The organism is uncultured Algibacter sp., from assembly GCF_963976535.1.
Taxonomy (GTDB): domain Bacteria; phylum Bacteroidota; class Bacteroidia; order Flavobacteriales; family Flavobacteriaceae; genus Algibacter_B.
In genome coordinates this window covers 1-21560 of record NZ_CAXBLF010000055.1, presented here as the reverse complement: position 1 = coordinate 21560, position 21560 = coordinate 1, and the positions used below count along the sequence as shown (strand labels likewise).

Below are 21560 nucleotides of genomic sequence, written 5' to 3'. Positions count from 1 at the left end.
CTTGACTAATAACCAAATTGGACTAAGTTGAATTTCAATGATGACTGATTAATAGAACCTCCTGCAAGGTCTTGTTTCGACCTTGTAGGTTTACGGCATGGCTTAGGCGACCAACAACCCCATACCAAAAAGAAAAACAGACCCAATAATTATTGTTTTCCAAAACACATGTGCTTTTTTTATTTCCATAAACTGAAACGCAATTCCAAAAAATTTTAAAGCCGACAGGATTAAAATAATGAAGACAACATATTTGCTCTCAAGCTTTGAAACCAAAGCAGAAGTAATTGTAAGCACTAATAAAATAATCCAAGTTATAGTTGCTGTGTTTTTCATCTATTTAATATCTGTAATTAATTGTTGTTCCTTGTTTTATTTAATTAAAACCGTATTAGTCTTTGTTTGCCAAATGCCCATTATGGGCTTCATATTAGAAAAGTAAATAAATTACTGGAAAAAGCATCATCCAAATTAAATCGCACATGTGCCAAAAGGCAGCGCTAGCCTCAATATCTTCAATACTTGTATTGGATTTTTCTTTTTTTATACCGAAATAAACGGATACTAAAATCACCAACCCAACAATAACATGAATCACATGAAATAAGGTAAGCATCCAATAAAAAGTAAAGAATGTATTGTAACCAACAGTAATGCCTTCATTAAGTTTTTCGGAATATTCAAAACTTTTTAACCCTAAAAAAAGAACTCCAAAAAGTATGGTTAAAAGCAGTAGTTTTTTAAACTTAACTTTGTTTCCCTTTTTTAACTCAGACACTGAAACCGCCATGAAAAACCCACTTGTTAATAAAAACAAGGTGTTTATCATACCATAAGTTGTGTTTAATATTAACCTTGAGTTATGAAATAATTCTGCTTCTAGATTACCATAATGAGTCATGGCTATGAGTGCAGCCCCAAAAGTAAATAACTCTAAAAATATGATAATCCATATTAAGATACCTCCTGGCGGATACCAAATATTTTTATAGTCTATGGCGATTTTGTTCAATTTGTCAAGATTTAGTGGCTGTTAAATTTAAGATTGGTGCTTTATTTTTTCATATAACTTAACTAACGACTGTAGTAATTCTACTGGATTTGTTAGTATTTGATAATGATTTTGTCCAAACATTTGCGGTAAGTAATATTTAGCATTGGCTTCAATGGCTAGGGCATAAGAATTTATTTGGCGTTCGTTTAATTCTCGAAGTGCCTGCTTTACATCGTTTATGCCGTATTTGCCTTCGTATTTGTCATAATCGTTTGGTTTTCCATCCGAGATTAAAATCACCCATTTGTTTTTGGTATCCCGTTTATCCAACAAGGCTCCAGAATGTCTTAAAGCTGTGCCAATTCGGGTATAACCACTCGGTTCAATACTTCCTACTCTGTATTTGGCGGTATCCCAATTATCATCAAAACCTTTAAGCGTTAAATAACTGGAATGGTTTCTTGTTTTTGAATAGAAACAGTCAATTGAAAAATCGATATTGAACTCATTTAAAATTTCACCGAATAATATAGAGACCTGTTTTTCAACATCAATTACGCGGTTTCCGGCAGCATAGCCATCACTAGAAAGGCTAATATCCAAAAGCAATAAAATTGATAAGTCTTTCTCCTTTTTCCGTTTGGATAGATATATTTTTTCTGAAGGTGTGTGTCCTGTTTTAACATCAATAAACAAATCTGTTATGGCATCAATATCAAATTCTTCACCTTGTGTTTGTCGTCTTTGTTGCTGGTATTTGTTGTTTACCGTTGTTAGCATTTTACGTAAACCAACTAAGGTAGAGCGATTGTCGTTAAGTGTTTTTTTATAATAAGGAATATCAGTCGTTATCTGTGTTTTGGGATACACTTTACAAAAATCTTCTTTATATTTTCTAGATGCATAATTCCATTCGTCATAGGTGATGTAATGCCCTTCGCCTTCATTTTCTGAACTTTCAGCTATTGTGGTGTTTTCAATAAAATCAGCCTGATATACTGAATGTGCTGTGTCATCAACACGAACCGTGTGCTTCATTTTAACGTCGTCTAGTGCGTTTGAGTGATCTTCTAAATCATCATCACCATCCATATCTCTAAAGTTTCCTCCAAACTCTTCAGCTGTTTCAACCTTTTCAAATTGATGTTGTAAAACGGCATCTTCCATTTGCTTCTGGTCTATTTGAACAGAAATGATTTCTTCAACGGCTTTTGATTTGATTACGGTTTTAGCTTCCTCTTGATTTGCTTCTTTAACTTTGTCTGTAAAGTTTTTTAACTTCTTTTTTGTGTCGGCTTCGGCTGAATTTCGCATCCACTTTCCATAAATAAAAGTGAAATCAGCAGGTTGTTTTGCACTTGATTTAGCTTGTTGATGTGCTATAAATTCTTTATAATATTTTTGAGTTATTGGGAACTGATCAAAAAGAGATTTTAGAACGTCACCTGAACATTCCTTTGCTTTGGTTTGCGATTCGATTAAATCATGTTCTTGATTGTCATTCCAATTTAAGTTTAAATTTTTCTGAATAGATAGATATAAAACTCTAAATAGATAAAAGGAAATATTTTCTTCTTGGGTTTGATATTCATAATATTTAGATGGTAAAAAGAAATTGTTGTTTCTGTAACCGCCTTCTCTCTCGGCTTCAAAAATTTCTATAGATTCTCCAGTTATAGCGCGGGCAAAAATAGCGAGACGCGATTTTATATCACTTAAATTTACGGCATGCTCAAGTTCAGCTTCTTTTTTCTTTTTTCTTTTCTTGAAGAAGAAAGCAAACTTGGTAAATATATACTCATCTGGTTCGAATTCAAACATCTTGTTTTCAGTATTCAGTATTCAGTATTCAGTAAGCAGTATTCAGTCTTTAGTATTCAGGAGATTTGACTGCTTACTGAAGACTGTACACTGCCAACTGGATTATATCATTAAATCGCCTAAGTCTTTTAGAGCTTGTATAACTTCTAAATCGTCTGTTAATGGCTCAATAACCGCTACATGAACTGCCAATCGTTTTGGTAAACCTATATGAATTAGTTTTGCGGCATCTACCAGCAATCTAGTAGAAACGGTTTCAGTTAATCCAAGTTCTGTTAGATTTCTAATTTTTGTTGCAATGTTTACTAATTTTTTAGCAATATCTTTTTCTATTCCAGTTTCAGAAACCAATATTTCGGCTTCTAGTTTAGCTTCTGGATACGCAAATGAAACGGCCACAAAACGTTGTCTGGTAGAAGGTTTTAATTCTTTAAAGCCACGTTGGTAACCAGGATTAAAAGAGGCTACTAGCATGAAATTTTCATGTGCTTTAAAGGTTTCTCCCAACTTATCTATAAATAATTCTCTACGGTGGTCGGTTAAGGAGTGAATAGCAACAATAACGTCTGGTCTTGCTTCAGCTATTTCATCTAAGTATATGATATGCCCTTCTTTAACCGCTGTGGTTAATGGACCATCTAACCATAAGGTTTCTGCTCCTTTTATAATAAACCGCCCTATTAAATCTGTTGATGAGGTTTCCTCATGACAGGAAATAGTAATTAATTTGGTTTCAAGCTTATGCGCCATAAACTCGATAAACCTAGATTTTCCTGTTCCTGTAGGGCCTTTTAGTAAAAATGGAATTTTACATTTATAGGCGTGTTCAAAAACATCAATTTCTTTATGAATAGGTTGGTAGTATGGTGTGTTCATTGTAGTAATGCTATATGTTAGCAAATATGTTTAGCCCTGATTGAAGCGGCATCCTTTTTTTGTGCTTCACTAAATATTTAATTGAAACACGAATTCGCATATATGTTCTTTACTTGATGAGATACTGAAACAAGTTCAGCACAAGAAAAGATATAGTGGAAAGCAGGAAATAGCTTCAAAAAAAAGCCAGAGTTATCCATTTTGCAATTTTTAACCCTGGTAAAGTTAGTCTAGTTGTTAATTTGTAGGTATTTCTAATGCTTCATCATTAGGTCTTCCATGTTTATAGAAATCTATGAAATACAATATGATACCGGTCATAAATAAGGTTGCACAAATAATTAGCACAACAAAATGTATTTCAACTTCCTTTTGAACTTCCATAAACTCCATTTTCATTTTTCGTTCTAAATATACTTGAACAACACCAGCGACTCCAAAAGCAACGGTCATACCTATCATACCAATATTAGACATCCAAAATGCCATTCTACCTCTTGTGCTTTCGTATAATTTTCTGCCAGTCATATTTGGTAAACTGTAACTAATAATGGCTAAAACTATCATAGCGTAAGCGCCCCAAAATGCTAAGTGACCATGCATTGCGGTTACTAATGTTCCGTGTGTATATAAGTTTGTTTGTGGTAAAGTATGAGCAAATCCTAATAATCCTGCGCCAATAAAAGACACAATGGCAGCTCCTAATGTCCAGTATAGCGCTAATTTATTTGGATGCTTCTTTTCTCCTTTTCTGTACATATTTACTGCAAATAATGCCATAGCTAAAAATGCTAAAGGCTCTAATGCAGAGAATATACCACCAACGATTAGCCAAATTTTATTTACACCAATGTAGTAATAATGATGTCCGGTACCTAATACACCAGATAAGAAAGTTAATCCAACAATGACATATAACCATTTTTCAATAACCTCTCTATCAACTCCAGTTAGTTTTATAAGTAAGAATGATAAAATACCTCCCATAATAAGTTCCCAAACACCTTCTACCCAAAGGTGAACAACCCACCATCTGAAGAATGAATCTTTTACTTGACTGTCAAATGGAAGCATTCCTGGTAAGTATAATAAGGCTGCAAAAAGAAGCCCCATTGAAAGCACCAATGCTGTAGTGGTTCTGCGTTTTCCTTTGAATAAAGTAGTTAAAATAAGTCCTAAAAACAGGAGCACATTTGCAACAACTAAGTAATCTAGAGGTCTAGGGATCTCTAAAAATTTACGTCCTTCCCAATAGTTGAAATGGTATCCAACAATGGCTGTAACGCCAACTAGAGCAAGACTTATTAATTGTACGTAAGCCCATTTTACACTTACTAATTCGCGTTGTGCTTCTTCGGGTATAATATAATAAGCTGCACCCATAAAACCTGATAATAGCCAAACTACTAATAAGTTAGTGTGTACTGCTCTGGCGGTGTTAAAAGGAATAAAGCTGTGCAAACCATCATATCCTGCATGAGCAAATCCCATAATAAAACCATAAATTATTTGTAATCCGAATAATAACATGGAAAGGGCAAAAAACCAATATGCTACTTTTTGTGATTTATATTTCATTTTTCTCTCTTTTTAGTTAGTTATCTTTTGATAATGGTGATACTACGGTATCAAATCCGTTTAAATCAATATCATCTATCCAGTCAAAAAAGGCGATTAGATCTTCAGCTTCTTCTTGTGAAAACCCGTAAGCCACCATTTTTCTTCCATTAGGAGCCCAATCTACTGGGGTCATTAATACGGCTTTAATGTAGCCTTCTCCTCGTCGGTCAATTACTTTTGTTAATTCAGGGGCGTAATAAGCGCCTTCTCCTAAAATTGTATGACATCCCATACAATTGTTTTCTTCCCAAATTTTCTTTCCTCTTACAACAGCTTCTGTAATATTTTCGTCATTTGATTGGTCATTGGCTTTACTAAAAGAGTAAATGGTAAGACCAATAAATATCAGAAAAGTAACTACCGTTCCTCCAAGAAAAAAAGCGCGTGCTTGTTTTTTTGATAACATATTTATTTAGTTTTGATTAGTATTCTGTTTTTTAGTGCATGACAAAATTGAAAATGTCACATTGAGCGCAGTCGAAATGCTAGTATTTCTTTGAATGTCTTCGACTGCGCTCAGACTGACATTTAGTATATTATTAATTTTTGTCATGTACTTAGATTTTATTTACTTGTTAACTCAAGAATGGTTTTAATAGTTTCTTTATTATCTACTCCTAACCCTTCTTGTTGATGCACTAATTCTCCACCAGAATTAAACACACTTATAATATTGGAGTGTGAAAAATCCATAGGTGAAATTTGTTTATATTTTACAGCCAAAACATTGGCAAATTCTCTAACACTGGTTGTTGTTCCTTGTAAAAAGGTCCATTGCTCTCCATCCATAAAGTTTTCTTTAGCAAAAGATTTTAAACGTTGTGGCGTGTCTGTTTCTGGGTCAATACTTATCAACACAAAACGAAGGTCTTCAAGGTTTTCTTTAGGAATTTGATCTTCAATATTTCGCATATCAGCTACTAAACGAGGGCAGGCTGCTTTGCAAGTCGTATAAATCATAACCATGACCAATGTTTTTCCTTTTAAATCTTCAAGTTGAATGGTTTCTCCTTCTTCTGTGTTCCATTTTGATGTTAAATTGAAAATAGATTCATCTGAAATTTCATTATTACTTAATGTTTTAGTAGACTTTTGTATTGGCTTTAAATCCATGTTACAAACTGGACAACTTCCCGGTTCGTTATAGGTTTTATCGCCTTCACATGTCATCGGACATTGGTATAATGCTAAATCATTATTGTCCGAATTAGATTTGTCATTTTTGCATGATGTGAATGCCACCATAACAAATAACAGTATTAAAATTGATTTCAATATTTTCATTTACTTATATCTTTCACACATCTAAACCCAAGATTTTTCAAGGCATATTTTGCTTTTAAACTGCCTCGGGTTGCATATCGCATAAATGCGGCGTAATTCATTAAATCGGTTGCGCCAATGGCTGCACTTCCACAGAAAAGATTACTATCATTATCAACATCTTTTCTAGACTCACCTGAAACTAACACCGAATTAAAATCTAATGTCCATTCCCACACCAATCCATGTAAATCATAAACTCCCCAATAATTCTTAAAGGTTGACCCTATGGAATTATTAAAGGTTTTGGGCTTTTCATACCATCCCAATATGTACTTATTATAATCTTCTAATTGTCTGGCGTCAGGCATGGTTTTATTTGCCATAGCTACATATTCCCATTCATCTATGGTAGGTAATCGTTTGTCTTGACATTCACAATAATTACTAGCGGCAAACCAAGAAACATTCGTAATAGGTGCATTTAAAGATTGGTTTCCCCCTAATTCAGTATCAGAAATCCAACCAAATAAATAATTACCGTCTGCAAATATTTTTTTTACTTGAGAACGTTGCCATTTAGGATGTTTTTTTATAAATTCTAAATACTCATTATTTGTAACTGGATATACGTCCATTTCAAAATCTGAAATGGTAACTTTTAATGAATCTCTTCCGTAAAGGGGCGTGTAAGTTCCTCCTTTAATTGAAACCATTTTAGACTGGCAATAAGCTGTTGATAGGTATGAGATGAACAAAATTCTCGTTGCCAGTCTTAAAATAGTTTGCATTTTTAATGATATATAATTAATTACCGTTTTTTATAGCATCAACTTGAGCTTTGGTAACATTTGTTTTGTTATTACCCCAAGAGTTATACACATACGTCATAACATCTGCTATTTCATCATTACTTATAGACTGTCTGGTCATAACACTATTGTATTTTTGTCCGTTTACAGTAATTTCACCTGTTTTCCCTTTAAGTATAATACCTATTGAACGATTTACATCGGCATTTAAGTAATCTGAATTTGCCAAAGGAGGAAAGGCGTTTGGAATTCCTTGCCCTTCTGCTTGATGACAAGCAAAGCAAGTTTGCATATATATATTCTTTCCAGATTCCATTTTTTCAGCTAAGCTTTTATCAGAAGATACGGCAACTTTAGCTTTTCCATCATCTGGCATGGTTTGGATTGCTCCGCCTTCAGGATGGTAAATACCTTCTTGTACAACACCAGAATAGATTTTTTTATTTTCTTCACCTTCAACCTTCAACATACCTAAAGCGCCTTTATTAAATGCTCTAAAAATAGAGTGGTCTACTAAAATAAAAGTTCCAGGAACATCAACTCTAAATTCAACTATGGCAGCGCCACCAGCAGGTACTAGGGTGGTTTGTACATTTTCATTAATTGTAGAACCACCTTCAACATGAACTTTATCGAAAATTTCTCCAATGACGTGAAATGATGATACTAAATTAGGACCGCCATTACCTACAAATAAACGAACGGTTTCTCCAACATTAGCAGTAATGGCGTTGTCACCAGTTAAGGCTCCAACTTTACCATTAAAAACTACATAATCAGCGTCTTCATCAACGGCTTTTTGCATATCAAAGGCTTGTAAACCAGGGTCTCCGTTTTCGCCTTTAGTATAGAAATCACCTTGCATAATGTAATATTCTTTATCAACTTGTGGCAAACCTCCTTCGGGTTCAACAAGAATTAAACCATACATGCCGTTAGCTATATGCATGCCTACAGGAGCAGTTGCACAGTGGTAAACATATAAACCAGGATTTAAAGTTTTAAAATTGAATTTTTTTTCATGCCCTGGTGCCACGAATGAAGATGTTGCGCCTCCACCTGGGCCAGTTACAGCATGTAAATCGATATTGTGAGGTAACTTGTTGTCTGGGTGGTTGGATAAGGTAAACTCTACTTCATCACCAACGCGTGTTCTAATAAAGCTTCCAGGAACTGAGCCTCCAAAGGTCCAATACATATATGTGGTTCCATCTGTCATGGTGCCTTCTTGCTCAAGAATTTCCATGTTAACAATTAGCTTTTTAGCTTTTCGTCTTCCAACTGGTGTTGGTACATTTGGGGGTGATGTTAATTCGGCTATCATTTCACGGCTCACAGGAATGTCTGTGGCATCTGCATATTCTTTTTTTTCATTATCAATACATGCTGTAAATGATAAGATTAACATTAGCGCCATAAGGATATATGGCATCATCAGTGGTTTTTGTTTTACCTTCATGATTTAGTAGTTTATTTAATTATGGTTGTTTTTAAAAAAGACTTTTTTGTCTTTTTTAATAAAATCAAAAATACCTCTTACAAGGTTTTAAAAACATGACTTTTGTCAGTTATTAAATTTGTAGCAATTTAGTAAATTTTAGTAATCTAAATTAGAATTAAAAGTCAATAGTATCCGATTAAAATTTGTAAGATAGTCCGAAGGATAGATTGGGTATAGGCTAAAAGATTTTTTTCAGATATGCCCCTTACTTTTACAACAAGTAAAAAATCAAAAGCTTTCTGAAATGACAAATCTATTGTAAATTGATTATCAATGAGTTAAAATCAAGTCTTGATTCTATATTCTATCAGCGCAGCGGTCTTGATTCTTTTATCGGACAATATTGATTAAAAGTCTTTCTTTTTTGATTTGAACACAATTCTTAAAACAGGAAATACCACCCAAGCAGTTAGCGTTATAAATGACACAATTAGTCCAAAATTAGTACCAAAAAATTGTTTAAAAATGGCTCCTGTATAACCTAATAATGCTGAAATATCTAACTTTAGAAGAATGAGTGTTCGGGATAAATCTATTGGATTGAGCATGGTGCCAACCAGTGATAGTTTGTCTAACGGATAATCTTCAAACAATATAAGAGACATTAAAAAAATGCCATCGTAAATAATAGCTAAGAATAACCACAGCAAAATGGCATATCCAAAACCTTTAATTTTATTTTCGTTAGACAAGGCTATATTAAAAGCTAGTGCTGTAAATATTAATGTTAGGAATGTTCCTGTGATAAGTAATAAAGAGAAATCCCAAATAGCCGATGATCTAAATAGGCCATAAAAAATAAACGGAATACCTAATCCTAAAATTAAACTCATTGATAGCGAAATGGCAACCCCAAGATATTGTCCCAAAAAAATGGATGATCTTTTTAGGGGCTGTGCTAGCAATAATTCTGTAAATTCTTTAGAATTATAGTAGTACATCACGCCAAAAATAGTTCCTATTAATGGAACTAAAACGATAATAACATTCATTAAAGTGATGACAGCTTTCGAAAGGTCGTTGTTTAAAAATAAGAGCACAGTTCCAAGCAATAAATAGAATGCAAAATACACATAGCTCCAACGGCTACGCATTAAATCGTAAAAACTATATTTTAATATTTTAAACATGATTTTCTGTGAGTATTGATGCTATGGCGTGTTCGAAATCTGGTTGATTTGTTTTTGATTTTAATTCTGAAATAGTGCCTTTAAAGTATATTTCACCTTCTAATAAAAACACAATTTCGTCTGATACTTCTTCAACAAAACTCATAATGTGCGAGGTTATTAAAATGGTTTTTCCTTTAGCTTTTTCTACTTGAATTAATTCTTTTAAACGAATTAGCGAAATAGGATCCAATCCAGTAGTAGGTTCATCTAAAATTATCAAAGGGCTATCAAACATAAAGGTTAATACAATATTCACTTTCTGTTTCGTTCCACCAGATAAGTTTCCTAACTTTTTATCTAAAAAGGGTTGTAGCTTAAATAATTCAATTAAATGCAAATCTTCATGGGTATGCCCTCGTAAATCTTTAATCATTTTAATGAGTTCTTTTACTCTAAGGTTACTTGGGAAGTTGGCTATTTGTGGTAAGTAATCAATTTTATATCGGTAATCAGAATTACTTTTAATATGCTTTCCAAGAACATAAATGTCGCCTTCGTTAGGAATAACCATACCCAAAATAGATTTTATTAACGTGGTTTTTCCAGAACCATTTGGTCCAAGAACTGCAAAAATGCCACCTTCATTTATTTCAAGATCAACACCGCTTAAAACAACATTTTTGTTGAATTTTTTATGTAAATTTTGAATGCTTACCATGTTGTTATTTTTATTAATGGGTTGTTGTCTAATAAATTATCGGGCGTAAAAATCGGTGATACTTTTTCTGAAAAATCAATAAGATCTATAAACATACTCCGCAATAAAATGATGGTTTCTGGTGTTCGATTTACAATGTATGAAAATAACTTAACAGGTCTGTAAGGAACATCACCAATACCGTTTTTATCCAGGTCGTAACCTGTGTAACTGCTCCAATAATTTCTATCAAATTCATTATCGTTAATCTTGCTGTTGTAGGCAATGTCAAAGGAATTGTATAAAAAGTTATTTTCTGTAAATATATTGGTGTAACAAGCACCTTTTACTTTGATAGCCCAACCGTTATTTTTAAAATTATTATTTTTATAAATTATACGGTTAGAGCCTTCAACGTTAATACCAATTGTGTTTTCTTGAAACGTATTTCCAATAATTTCGGCATCGTTTATTTCTTTTAATAGCATGCCATACGATGCGGTTCCCCAATTTTCCTTAAAAGTGTTATTAAGCATTTTTATTTCTTTAGAGAACATAACCGCTACTCCTGCGCCATTGTTTTCGAAGGTATTACCTTGATATACGTCATTATTTGAAAACATAAAATGCAAGCCATAACGTAGGTTTTGTGCACTCACATTATTTTTAATCAAACAATCATCAGAAAACTCCAAATAAATGCCATCACGTACATGCTCAACATGATTGTTTCCTATTTCTATATGATTGCTATACCATAGTTGAATACCATTTCCTGAACTATATTCCTCAACGGCATCACCAATTATTTTATTGTCAATTATTTTTCCGTAACTTGATTTCTCTATATAAATTCCAAAGAACAACTTTTTAAAAACGATATTCTGAATGACAAAATTTTTGCTTCTTCGCACACGAATTGCAGCGTAATCCTTTGTATAACTTGTTCCAACATTGATGATGTGAAATCCATCTACAGTGACGCCGTCAGAAACAATGGTAATGATTTCTCCCTTTAATTGTCCATCAATAATTGGTTGGTTTTCACCAATAATGGTTAGAGGTTTATCAATTACCAAGTTATGCTCGTTGTAAGTTCCCTTTTTAACTAGTATGGTATCATTTATTTTAGCCAGAATTATGGCTTCTTTAATGGAAGAAACAGTGCATGTTGCACATACCTCTGTTTTTTGGGCATAACCAGTACAAGCCAATAAAAAGACTACAAGAAAAAAAAATGTTTTTTTCATGAATTTAAATCTATTGTTTTCTTATAGGTCACCCCGAAATCTCGGGGCAGGCTATGTAGCATCCATTTAATCATTCTCATGGGTATCAAGATTTAGTTATGGATGTTTCATGAATTTAATCTTTGAGATGGTCTCGTAATTCATTCCAAGAATATAATTTACCACTTTTTGTTGATTGCACTTTCTCTGCATCAGTTTTATTTTTAAAAGCAGTTAAATATGCTCCCATTGGACTAGGAATATTTTCACTGATCAAGAAAGTTGCCTTGGTAGCATCTATGAGGGCTTCTGGTTTGGTGTAATGATTTGTTAGATATAGCTGAACTTCTGAAGGATCTTCGAATTCATTTAAGAAATTGACCATACACTCGGTTGCGTCAAATTTATAAACCTTTCCTTTTTTGGTGACAATTTCGGCTGCATGGACTTTATCTACAATAGTCATTTTACAATACTGGCAGCCATCATTGCCATAATCAATGGCTTTTGGTGATATATTACAGCTGAATACCAACAGAAATAATGCAGTAATTGAATAGTGTTTTAGTGTTTGCATTTTTTAGTGTTTTATCCTTACTCTTTCCAAAGGAATTACAACTTATTATATTAAGTTCTTCCTTTTGGGAAAGATTCAGTTTCGATAACTATTCGGAAGGGAATATTTTTTTGTTTTGTTTCTTTCCTACAAGATAAGCAACAAATGACATTGCAATTCCAAGACCCAGCAGGTAAGCTCCTAACCTTGGATATGAATGTGCTTTAAAATTTAAGATATCTTTACTTCCAAACAAAGGGGGTTGAAAACCCATGACACTTCCATCAGGGTTGGTAAATTTCATAATGGCCTTTGGATCCAGATCATGTCCATAATCATATTCCCAAAGATAAAAGTCGTACAATCCAGCACTACTCAAAACAATCATTAAAATAAACCAATATAAAAACCATTTATAGTTTCCTTTAAAGGCAATAATCAATCCAATAATAGTCGTTATTATAATTCCAATAGGAAATATCTTAAATTCAGGTATCGCTTCAGGAATGTATTTCATACCAACATAATGATTCATCAAATTAATATTTTTGATATCGTATGGATTGACATCAGAGAAATCATTAATATGAATGTACATGCCCAATGGTGTTGGATATTGAGGAGCTTCCAATGTTATTTTCCACAGTGGGAATAAAAACAATCCTAATGGCAATAAAGCCGCAATAAGCATGATGATATTTGACTTTTTCATGATTTTAAGCCTTTAGTTTTTTAATGTTTTTAAAAGAAAGGCGAGAGCGAAATAATTAACTCTCGCCTTATTAGGAAAATAAACACTAAAACAAAATCCTCCTAAGTTTTTTTATTCTATATCTTCTCCAAGTGACCATTTTAATGGTGTATTAGCATTTGCTGCGGATACGCGAACGTAACCTTGCATTTCTTGGTGTAATGCAGAACAGAAATCTGTACAATAGAACGGCCAAACACCAACTTGTTTAGGTTCCCAAACAAAGGTTTCTGTCTGTCCTGGCATAATAAGTAATTCTGACGTTTGAGCACCAATCATACTGATTCCATGTGGCACATCATAATCCTGCTCCAAATTGGTGACATGGAAATATACTTTGTCACCAACTCTTATACCTTCAATATTATCTGGCGCAAAGTGACTTCGTATTGTTGTCATATATATATGAACGGTTTTACCATCTCTAACAACTTTAGTGTCTGCTTCGGTTTTAGCTGCATAAGGATGCTTATTATCTTCAAGTCTGTAAAGCTTTTTGGAATTTGGTTTAATTAAATCTGCTGGAATACCTGCAGCATAATGTGGCTCTCCAACTGTTGGGAAATCCAATAATAACTCCATTTTATCTCCTGAAATATCGTATAATTGAGCAGATTGTGTTACTTCTGGCCCTGTTGGTAAGTAACGGTCTTTCGTTATTTTGTTCATACCAAGTACATATTTACCAAATGGCTTTTGGGAATTTCCTCCCGGAATCATTAAATGTCCTATTGAGTAGAAACTTGGTTGTCTATCTAAAACTTCCCAGGTGCCTAACTTCCATTTTACAATTTCAGATGAAATAAAGAAAGAGGTGTATGCATTACCTTTACCATCAAATTCTGTGTGTAAAGGGCCTAATCCTGGTTGTTCAACTGCACCAGCTAAAACATCTTCAAAGTTTAAGATTGGAATACCGTAAGCATCACCTGCAAATTTTTTATTTTTTATAGCATCTAACATTTTAGTAAATGAGTGTACAGTAACATTTGCTGATAATTTACCGCTACCTACAATATACTCTCCAGTTGGATCTACATCACAACCATGAGGTGATTTTGGTGTAGGCAAAAAGTAAATCGCACCTGGTACTTCAGAAGGATCTACTACTAATACTTCTTTTTTCATTGTAGATGTTGCAGAATGTGTATGCTCGTCATATACATTATGAGCATAATTTGTTGGCATTTTTTTACCACCACCATTATTTACATATTCTTCTATTTTTTTCCAGTTAACCGCAGCAATAAAATCTTTATCGTTTTGTGATGCATTAACTTCTAACAGTGTACTAGCTTCTTCTGTATTATAAGTAGTAAAGAAAAACCAACCATGTGATTTTCCACGACCCGGGTGGGCTTTGTCATAATCAAATCCAGGCATTAATACTTGAAATTTTAAATCCATACCACCATCTTCTTGATTTACTTTTAGAAAAGATAATGTCCCTTTAAAGTTTCCTTTGTATTCTTTAATTGGCATATCTTTTTGTGGAATTGGAATACTAAATCTTGTTCCAGCTACTACATATTCTGTATTGTCTGTAACATAAGAAGAACTGTGGTTACCAGCACTATTTGGAATTTCAATAATCTCGGTTGTCTCGAAAGTTGTTAAATCTATTTTTGCAATACGAGGCGTATTATTTCCATTTATATACAGGTATCGTCCATCTAATTCTCCATTGGTTTGTGATATATCTGGGTGATGAGCATCATCCCAAGGAATAAACCCAAAAGATGTATTTAGCATGGGTTTTGTTTCTTCGTTATAACCATAAGCTTTTTCTGCATCTTGAGAAAAAACAGGTATTACTTTAAACAAACGCCCTGATGGTAACCCGTATACGGCTAGCTGTCCACTAAACCCTCCAGAAATAAAGGCATAAAACTCGTCGTGCTCACCAGGAGCAACATAAACTTTTTCGGCTGCGCTACTTGAGAGTGCTCCAGATTTACCATTGGAGCCTTGATTATTGCAACTTGTAAATGCTACTAGAACACTTAGCATTGCAACTGTTGATTTTAATAAATTCTTCATTGTTATATTTTTAGGTTAGTGTTTTTATTCTTGAGTTGGAGGCAGTAAAACTTTATCAATAACGTGTACAATGCCATTTCCAGCTTTAATACTAGCCAAAATTTTGGCACCCCCAATTAATGGCTCACCATCAACAACTTCCACTTTAACATAAGCATTGTTAGCTTGCCCTAGTTTTTTAAATTTCTTTAAAAACTCTTTAGAATAGTTTCCAGGGGTAACATGATACTTTAAAATATTTGCTAAAGCAGCTTTGTTTTCTGGTTTTAATAAATTTTCAACGGTTCCTTCGGGTAATGCGGCGAAAGCTTCGTTGGTTGGAGCAAATACCATTAATGGCCCTGCGTTTACTAAAGCATTTTCTAATTGTGCAGCTTGAACCGCAGCCACCAAAGTAGTATGGTCTTTAGAACCTATGGCTATACTTAAAACAGTTGGTTTACTTTCATCATCTGTAATAAAAGCTTGCCCTGTTCTTTCTGATGATTCATTCTCAGTTGAAGTTTCAATGGAGGTTTCTTTGTTTTCATTCTTGCATGCAACCAAGGCAAATATGCACAGAGCAAATACAAGAACATGTTTGATAGTTTTCATGTTATATTAGTTTAATGTTCTAAAATATTCCAATACAGCTCTAGCGTCTTCTTGAGATAAGTTTTGATTTGCCATTGGAGAGCCATTAAATTCAATAAGTAATGCTCTGGCTAGAGGGTCTTTTTGTGTCATTTCATCTGGGTTTAAAATCATATTCATAACCCATTCTGGAGATCTGCGATCTAAAATATTTGTTGGTGCTGGCCCTATGAATTTCTTGTCGGCTCTGTGGCAAGCGGTACACATTTTTTTGAAAATATCGGCGCCATGTGTTGCCATAGTTTGGTCTATTTCAGCAGGTAATTCTAAAGAAGTGATAGGGCCGATTCCTTTATTGGTTAAATCGACTTTTTTGGATGCAGGAACAGATTCTACTTTTGTTGCTTTTTGTTCAGTAGGCGTCTTTTTTTCATAAGAGAATCCTTCTTTCTTTTTTTCTTCTTTACCACCACAACTTATTAATATTGTTGCAAATAATACGGTTAGAATACTTAGTGTTTTTTTCATAATTAATTTGATTTAATTAAACAAAATTAAAGCCATATTCTTTAATAGAACATGATAAAAATCATATTCAAGATAAAAACATCTTTTTTATATTTGTGTTGAATTTAGTACATTTGAAAATGCTCTCGAACTCATCAAAATATGCAATTAAGGCAGTATTGTTTTTAGCGTTACATAGTAGTGAAGAAAACAAAGTTATAGTTAAGGATATTTCAAAACCTATCAATGTTCCGCAAGCTTATATTGCCAAACTATTGCAAGAATTGGTTAAAGCGAAAATAGTGACGTCCGTTAGAGGCCCAAAAGGAGGTTTTTATTTAAATGAAACCAATTTGGCGCATTCAATCATGAGTATTGTAAACGTGATAGATGGTGAAAAAAAGCTAAATTCTTGTATGATGAGTTTGGAAGAATGTAATGAAGAGAAACCCTGTCCGTTGCATAATGCCTTAAGTTCTTCAAGAAATCAAATATTAAAAAAATTAAGGTCTAAGACTATTAAAGATGTTGTAAAAGAAGTTAAATTAGGAAACGCTTTTCTTCCACTTTAAAAATAGAATCTAACAAAAGGCGCCCAAGGATCAGCATAGATACTTTTTTCATTATCATATAAAACATCATATCTAATTCCAAAAGTAACGTTACCACTTCGGTAACCCACACCCATATACAAAGCAGGTATCCAGTAATTATCATCAGTAATATTTAAATTAACATTGTAGCGTCTGCTAACATTAAGTTGTTCAAATTCTGCTGATATTTGTATGGCTTGAATCGGATTATAAAGCCCAATTAAACTGCCGCCCAAAATAGTTGATTTGTAAACACTTTTTTGATTGTTAAAAGTAGCATTAAGCCCCAAACCAAGTGCGAAGTTTTTATCAAATTCATAAATACCACTAGGTGCAATAGTTGCACTGAAAAATTCATCTCCAAAGTTTAACCCTAGTCCGCCACCAAAGCGCACATGATTCCAGAAATTGCTTTTGATTTCTTGCGCAACCGTATTTTGAAAGCAAAAAAAGATGATAATTAAAATAAGGGCAATTTTTTTATTAATTGAAAGAATTAAATTCATGAAAATGAAAAATATTTAAAAATTTAACAAGTATTTAGGCGTATTCGTTAAACGCATAATATTTGCCATAAATATAGTTAAAGAAACATCTAATTTTAGTAAAAGTTGTATTTTTGAAAAATATTTTGACTAAATCGTTATAGTATATAAATAATAATGGATAAATTTTCCTTTTTAAATACAGCACATACAGCATATTTTGCTGATTTATACGATCAATATTTACAAAATCCTGATGCCGTAGAACCAAGTTGGAGGGCCTTTTTTCAAGGGTATGATTTTGGTAGTGAGAATTACGGTTTAGATGGTGAAATTGATGAAGGTGTTTCAACTCAAATACCAGAGCATGTTCATAAGGAATTTAATGTTGTTAGACTTATTGATGGCTATAGAATGCGAGGGCATTTATTCACAAAAACAAACCCAGTTAGAGAACGAAGAACATATACACCAACTTTAGATATTAGTAACTTTGATTTAGCAGAAAGTGATTTAGATACTGTTTTTAATGCTGGAGAAATATTGGATATTGGAGCTAAACCTCTACGTCAAATCATTTCACATTTAGAACGTATTTATTGCAGTTCTATTGGCGTTGAATATATGTATATGCGTAATCCTGAAGTGATTAAATGGTGGCAAGACCAGATAAATGAAAATGATAACCAACCTAATTATTCAGTTGAAACTAAAAAATATATTCTTTCAAAATTAAATCAAGCGGTAACCTTCGAAAGCTTTTTGCAAACTAAATATGTGGGTCAAAAACGATTTTCGTTAGAAGGAGGTGAGTCTTTAATACCAGCTATTAGCAACGTACTTTTTTATGCCGTTGAAAAACATGGGGTTAAAGAGTGTGTTTTAGGAATGGCACATCGTGGACGTTTAAGTACATTGATTAATATTTTTAGAAAACCAGTAAATGAACTTTTTAGCGAATTTGATGGTAAAGATTTTGAAGATGAAGACATTGATGGAGATGTAAAATATCATTTGGGATTAACACTTGATAAAACTTACCAAAATGGAAAGGCTATCAAAATGAATTTAGTGCCTAATCCATCGCATTTAGAAACTGTTGCCCCTGTTGCAGAAGGAATTACACGTGCCAAAATTGATGCTGATTATGGTGGGGATGATTCTAAAATTCTACCAATAATTGTTCATGGCGATGCTGCTATTGCTGGACAGGGAATTGCTTATGAAGTAGCACAAATGAGCCTATTGAATGGCTATAAAACAGGTGGAACTATTCATATAGTTGTAAATAATCAAATAGGCTTTACTACTAATTATTTAGATGCCCGCTCAAGTACGTATTGTACCGATGTTGCAAAGGTAACCTTATCACCGGTATTGCATGTTAATGCCGATGATGCTGAAGCGGTTGTACATGCCGTTGAAATGGCTTTAGAATACAGAATGCGTTATAAAAAAGATGTTTATATAGATTTGTTGGGTTATAGAAAGTATGGGCATAACGAAGGTGACGAACCTCGTTTTACACAACCAAAATTATATAAGGAAATAGCTAAACACCCTAATCCATTTAAAATATATTCGGATAAATTAATTGCTGAAAACACTATAGATAAGACATATTTAGATAAAATTGTTAAAGAATTTAAAGCGACTTTAGAACGAGAATATGCAAAATCAAAAGAAGGAGACTCTTCTAAAGTTAGAGAGTTTATGCAAGAACGTTGGACAGATTTTGAGCGCCAAGGTATTGAAGCCATGCTTGAAACCGAAGATACTTCGTACCCAAAAGATAAATTAAAAAATATCTCAAAAGTTGTTTCAACAGTACCTGATGACACGCAATTTTTGAGAAAAGCAGAACGTATTTTAGAAGGTCGTGCAAAAATGGTGTTTGAGACGGATACACTTGATTGGGGAATGGCTGAAACATTAGCTTATGGTAGTTTAATGGAAGAAGGGTATAATGTTCGTATATCTGGACAGGACGTTGAGCGCGGTACATTTAGCCATCGTCATGCTATTTTACGTGATGAAAAATCTGAAGAGCGTATTAATTTATTAAATATCAATCCTCATAGTAAAGGTAAAATGGATATTTATAATTCCTTTTTATCAGAATATGGTGTTCTTGGATTCGACTACGGATATGCTATGGCAAATCCTAATACCTTAACTATTTGGGAAGCACAGTTTGGTGACTTTAGTAATGGCGCTCAAATTATTTTTGACCAGTATTTAGCGGCAGCTGAAGATAAATGGAAATCACAAAATGGTATTGTTGTGTTATTGCCTCATGGTTATGAGGGCCAAGGTTCTGAACATTCATCTGCTAGAATAGAACGCTATTTGCAGTTATGCGGATATGATAATATGACTGTTGCAAATTGTTCAACACCGGCCAGTATTTACCACTTATTGCGTCGTCAAATGAAACGCGATTTCAGAAAACCTTTAATCGTATTTACACCAAAAAGTTTATTACGTCATCCAAAAGCCGTTTCATCTATAAATGAATTAGCTAACGGTAAATTTGAAGAGGTTATAGATGATACAACCGATTCAAAAAATATTAAAAAATTAGTTTTTTGTACAGGTAAGTTTTATTATGATTTACTAGCCGAAAGAGAATTGTTAGAAAGGAACGATGTGGCTTTAGTAAGAATAGAACAACTATTCCCTTTGCATTTAGAAAGAATACAAGAAGTTATTAACCGTTATCCAAATGTTGAAAATTATATATGGGCACAAGAAGAACCAAAGAATATGGGAGCTTGGAGCCATATTGTACAACGTATGGATTTGGTTAAATTAGAAGTTGCATCTCGACCATATAGTTCTGTGCCTGCGCCAGGATCAAGTACTAGGGATAAAAGAAGGCAACGTCGCGTTATTGACGAGGTTTTTGGGAATTAAAAAGAAAAAAATATAATTCGGATACAATTAAAATTATAGAGAATGATTTTAGAAATGAAAGTACCTTCACCAGGGGAGTCTATTACAGAAGTGGAAATAGCAACATGGTTAGTTGAAGATGGAGATTATGTTGAGAAAGACCAAGCTATTGCTGAAGTAGATAGCGATAAAGCAACCCTTGAATTACCGGCTGAAGCAAGCGGAATCATAACGCTTAAAGCAGAAGAAGGTGATGCTGTAGAAGTTGGAGCAGTAGTATGTTTAATTGATACAAGTGCTGAAAAACCGGAAGATGGTGATGCACCAAAAGAAGAAAAGAAGATAGAAGATAAACCGAGTCCAAGCTCCCCTCCTTTGGAGGGGTTAGGGGAGGCCAAAACCTATGCAACAGGTAGTGCAAGTCCTGCTGCTAAAAAGATTTTAGCTGAAAAGGGTATGGATGCAGGGGCTGTTTCTGGAACAGGAAAGGATGGAAGGATTACTAAAGATGATGCTGTGAATGCTGTGCCATCTATGGGGACACCTACAGGAGGAAGCAGAGGGACTTCAAGAAGTAAAATGTCAATGTTACGTCGTAAAGTAGCAGAGCGTTTAGTAGAGGTGAAAAATACAACAGCCATGTTAACTACGTTTAACGAAGTTGATATGTCGCCTATTTTTGCATTACGTTCAGAATATAAAGAAACCTTTAAAACAAAACATGGTGTTGGTTTAGGGTTTATGAGTTTCTTCACTTTGGCGGTAGTTAGAGCTTTAGAAATGTATCCAGCAGTGAATTCAATGTTGGATGGTAAAGAAATGTTGTCTTACGATTTTTGTGATATAAGTATTGCAGTTTCTGGGCCAAAAGGATTAATGGTTCCAGTAATTAGAAATGCTGAAAACTTAAGCTTTAGAGGGGTTGAATCTGAAGTGAAACGTTTAGCACTTCGTGCACGAGATGGTCAAATTACAGTTGATGAAATGACTGGAGGCACATTTACTATTACAAACGGAGGTGTATTTGGTAGTATGTTATCTACACCAATACTTAACCCACCGCAAAGTGGGATTTTAGGAATGCACAACATAGTTGAGCGTCCTGTTGCTATTGATGGTAAAGTTGAAATAAGGCCAATTATGTATGTTGCTTTATCTTATGACCATAGAATTATTGATGGAAAAGAAAGTGTTGGCTTTTTAGTGGCGATTAAAGAAGCTTTAGAAAATCCAGT

Annotated in this window: 21 protein-coding genes; 3 read left to right on the top strand and 18 right to left on the bottom strand. The window is 33.7% G+C overall.

Features of this window, described 5'->3' with window-relative positions:
- Window positions 1–102: 102 nt before the first annotated feature.
- From AAC024_RS12975 to AAC024_RS12895, 17 genes are all read right to left on the bottom strand, one after another.
- Window positions 103–336 carry a cytochrome C oxidase subunit IV family protein gene (locus AAC024_RS12975; RefSeq protein ID WP_339895910.1) on the bottom strand — a complete coding sequence of 78 codons (234 nt, stop codon included), beginning with the start codon at window positions 334–336 and terminating at the stop codon, window positions 103–105.
- A gap of 94 nt (window positions 337–430) precedes the next feature.
- Window positions 431–1012, bottom strand: a complete 582-nt coding sequence (locus AAC024_RS12970) for a cytochrome c oxidase subunit 3 (RefSeq protein ID WP_339895909.1) — start codon at window positions 1010–1012, stop codon at window positions 431–433.
- A gap of 27 nt (window positions 1013–1039) precedes the next feature.
- A complete protein-coding gene (locus AAC024_RS12965) occupies window positions 1040–2815 on the bottom strand; it encodes a VWA domain-containing protein (RefSeq protein ID WP_339895908.1) in 1776 nt (591 codons plus the stop codon).
- A gap of 102 nt (window positions 2816–2917) precedes the next feature.
- Window positions 2918–3691 (bottom strand): CbbQ/NirQ/NorQ/GpvN family protein, encoded by a 774-nt coding sequence (locus AAC024_RS12960; RefSeq protein WP_339895907.1) that lies wholly within the window; start codon window positions 3689–3691, stop codon window positions 2918–2920.
- A gap of 237 nt (window positions 3692–3928) precedes the next feature.
- On the bottom strand, window positions 3929–5269 hold the full coding sequence (locus AAC024_RS12955) for a cbb3-type cytochrome c oxidase subunit I (RefSeq protein WP_339895906.1): 1341 nt from the start codon (window positions 5267–5269) through the stop codon (window positions 3929–3931).
- Between the two features lie 16 nt (window positions 5270–5285).
- Complete coding sequence (locus AAC024_RS12950) at window positions 5286–5717, bottom strand: cytochrome c (protein ID WP_339895905.1); 432 nt, start codon at window positions 5715–5717, stop codon at window positions 5286–5288.
- A 158-nt stretch (window positions 5718–5875) separates the two neighbouring features.
- Entirely contained in the window at window positions 5876–6595 is a 720-nt protein-coding gene (locus AAC024_RS12945) for an SCO family protein (RefSeq protein ID WP_339895904.1), read from the bottom strand.
- Complete coding sequence (locus tag AAC024_RS12940) at window positions 6592–7365, bottom strand: formylglycine-generating enzyme family protein (RefSeq protein ID WP_339895903.1); 774 nt, start codon at window positions 7363–7365, stop codon at window positions 6592–6594. The genes AAC024_RS12945 and AAC024_RS12940 overlap by 4 nt, the downstream gene beginning before the upstream one ends.
- A gap of 16 nt (window positions 7366–7381) precedes the next feature.
- On the bottom strand, window positions 7382–8845 hold the full coding sequence (gene nirK, locus AAC024_RS12935; RefSeq protein WP_339895902.1) for a copper-containing nitrite reductase: 1464 nt from the start codon (window positions 8843–8845) through the stop codon (window positions 7382–7384).
- Between the two features lie 389 nt (window positions 8846–9234).
- The gene (locus AAC024_RS12930; protein ID WP_339895901.1) at window positions 9235–10017 is read right to left on the bottom strand and encodes an ABC transporter permease; all 783 of its coding nucleotides are present in this window, start codon (window positions 10015–10017) and stop codon (window positions 9235–9237) included.
- A complete protein-coding gene (locus AAC024_RS12925; RefSeq protein WP_339895900.1) occupies window positions 10010–10717 on the bottom strand; it encodes an ABC transporter ATP-binding protein in 708 nt (235 codons plus the stop codon). Before AAC024_RS12925 ends, AAC024_RS12930 begins: the two co-directional genes overlap by 8 nt.
- Window positions 10711–11946, bottom strand: a complete 1236-nt coding sequence (locus tag AAC024_RS12920) for a nitrous oxide reductase family maturation protein NosD (RefSeq protein WP_339895899.1) — start codon at window positions 11944–11946, stop codon at window positions 10711–10713. Before AAC024_RS12920 ends, AAC024_RS12925 begins: the two co-directional genes overlap by 7 nt.
- Window positions 11947–12061: 115 nt before the next feature.
- The gene (locus tag AAC024_RS12915; protein WP_339895898.1) at window positions 12062–12502 is read right to left on the bottom strand and encodes a nitrous oxide reductase accessory protein NosL; all 441 of its coding nucleotides are present in this window, start codon (window positions 12500–12502) and stop codon (window positions 12062–12064) included.
- 88 nt (window positions 12503–12590) lie between these two features.
- Complete coding sequence (locus AAC024_RS12910; RefSeq protein WP_339895897.1) at window positions 12591–13193, bottom strand: hypothetical protein; 603 nt, start codon at window positions 13191–13193, stop codon at window positions 12591–12593.
- Window positions 13194–13304: 111 nt separating this feature from the next.
- Window positions 13305–15272 (bottom strand): Sec-dependent nitrous-oxide reductase, encoded by a 1968-nt coding sequence (gene nosZ / locus AAC024_RS12905; protein WP_339895896.1) that lies wholly within the window; start codon window positions 15270–15272, stop codon window positions 13305–13307.
- 24 nt (window positions 15273–15296) lie between these two features.
- Window positions 15297–15866 (bottom strand): fasciclin domain-containing protein, encoded by a 570-nt coding sequence (locus AAC024_RS12900; RefSeq protein WP_339895895.1) that lies wholly within the window; start codon window positions 15864–15866, stop codon window positions 15297–15299.
- A 6-nt stretch (window positions 15867–15872) separates the two neighbouring features.
- Window positions 15873–16373: a cytochrome c gene (locus AAC024_RS12895; protein ID WP_339895894.1), complete on the bottom strand. Its 501-nt coding sequence runs from the start codon at window positions 16371–16373 to the stop codon at window positions 15873–15875.
- Window positions 16374–16492: 119 nt separating this feature from the next.
- Between AAC024_RS12895 and AAC024_RS12890 the strand changes: the two genes are divergently transcribed.
- A complete protein-coding gene (locus AAC024_RS12890; RefSeq protein ID WP_339895893.1) occupies window positions 16493–16924 on the top strand; it encodes an Rrf2 family transcriptional regulator in 432 nt (143 codons plus the stop codon).
- Here the strand turns inward: AAC024_RS12890 and AAC024_RS12885 are convergent.
- Window positions 16921–17451, bottom strand: a complete 531-nt coding sequence (locus AAC024_RS12885) for an alpha-ketoglutarate decarboxylase (protein ID WP_339895892.1) — start codon at window positions 17449–17451, stop codon at window positions 16921–16923. The genes AAC024_RS12890 and AAC024_RS12885 overlap by 4 nt on opposite strands.
- Window positions 17452–17607: 156 nt before the next feature.
- Between AAC024_RS12885 and AAC024_RS12880 the strand changes: the two genes are divergently transcribed.
- Together AAC024_RS12880 and odhB are read left to right on the top strand one after the other, a co-directional pair.
- Window positions 17608–20346 carry a 2-oxoglutarate dehydrogenase E1 component gene (locus AAC024_RS12880; protein WP_339895891.1) on the top strand — a complete coding sequence of 913 codons (2739 nt, stop codon included), beginning with the start codon at window positions 17608–17610 and terminating at the stop codon, window positions 20344–20346.
- A gap of 42 nt (window positions 20347–20388) precedes the next feature.
- Window positions 20389–21560, top strand: a 1172-nt coding sequence (gene odhB / locus AAC024_RS12875) for a 2-oxoglutarate dehydrogenase complex dihydrolipoyllysine-residue succinyltransferase (RefSeq protein ID WP_339895890.1), incomplete at its 3' end; no start/stop codon positions are given.

What these genes read in the sequence shown, in the direction of transcription:
- AAC024_RS12975 (WP_339895910.1), bottom strand. Translation starts at nt 336, where the DNA reads ATGAAAAACACAGCAACTATAACTTGGATTATTTTATTAGTGCTTACA.
- AAC024_RS12965 (WP_339895908.1), bottom strand. Translation starts at nt 2,815, where the DNA reads ATGTTTGAATTCGAACCAGATGAGTATATATTTACCAAGTTTGCTTTC.
- AAC024_RS12960 (WP_339895907.1), bottom strand. Translation starts at nt 3,691, where the DNA reads ATGAACACACCATACTACCAACCTATTCATAAAGAAATTGATGTTTTT.
- AAC024_RS12955 (WP_339895906.1), bottom strand. Translation starts at nt 5,269, where the DNA reads ATGAAATATAAATCACAAAAAGTAGCATATTGGTTTTTTGCCCTTTCC.
- AAC024_RS12950 (WP_339895905.1), bottom strand. Translation starts at nt 5,717, where the DNA reads ATGTTATCAAAAAAACAAGCACGCGCTTTTTTTCTTGGAGGAACGGTA.
- AAC024_RS12945 (WP_339895904.1), bottom strand. Translation starts at nt 6,595, where the DNA reads ATGAAAATATTGAAATCAATTTTAATACTGTTATTTGTTATGGTGGCA.
- AAC024_RS12940 (WP_339895903.1), bottom strand. Translation starts at nt 7,365, where the DNA reads ATGCAAACTATTTTAAGACTGGCAACGAGAATTTTGTTCATCTCATAC.
- nirK (WP_339895902.1), bottom strand. Translation starts at nt 8,845, where the DNA reads ATGAAGGTAAAACAAAAACCACTGATGATGCCATATATCCTTATGGCG.
- AAC024_RS12930 (WP_339895901.1), bottom strand. Translation starts at nt 10,017, where the DNA reads ATGTTTAAAATATTAAAATATAGTTTTTACGATTTAATGCGTAGCCGT.
- AAC024_RS12925 (WP_339895900.1), bottom strand. Translation starts at nt 10,717, where the DNA reads ATGGTAAGCATTCAAAATTTACATAAAAAATTCAACAAAAATGTTGTT.
- AAC024_RS12920 (WP_339895899.1), bottom strand. Translation starts at nt 11,946, where the DNA reads ATGAAAAAAACATTTTTTTTTCTTGTAGTCTTTTTATTGGCTTGTACT.
- AAC024_RS12915 (WP_339895898.1), bottom strand. Translation starts at nt 12,502, where the DNA reads ATGCAAACACTAAAACACTATTCAATTACTGCATTATTTCTGTTGGTA.
- AAC024_RS12910 (WP_339895897.1), bottom strand. Translation starts at nt 13,193, where the DNA reads ATGAAAAAGTCAAATATCATCATGCTTATTGCGGCTTTATTGCCATTA.
- nosZ (WP_339895896.1), bottom strand. Translation starts at nt 15,272, where the DNA reads ATGAAGAATTTATTAAAATCAACAGTTGCAATGCTAAGTGTTCTAGTA.
- AAC024_RS12900 (WP_339895895.1), bottom strand. Translation starts at nt 15,866, where the DNA reads ATGAAAACTATCAAACATGTTCTTGTATTTGCTCTGTGCATATTTGCC.
- AAC024_RS12895 (WP_339895894.1), bottom strand. Translation starts at nt 16,373, where the DNA reads ATGAAAAAAACACTAAGTATTCTAACCGTATTATTTGCAACAATATTA.
- AAC024_RS12890 (WP_339895893.1), top strand. Translation starts at nt 16,493, where the DNA reads ATGCTCTCGAACTCATCAAAATATGCAATTAAGGCAGTATTGTTTTTA.
- AAC024_RS12885 (WP_339895892.1), bottom strand. Translation starts at nt 17,451, where the DNA reads ATGAATTTAATTCTTTCAATTAATAAAAAAATTGCCCTTATTTTAATT.
- AAC024_RS12880 (WP_339895891.1), top strand. Translation starts at nt 17,608, where the DNA reads ATGGATAAATTTTCCTTTTTAAATACAGCACATACAGCATATTTTGCT.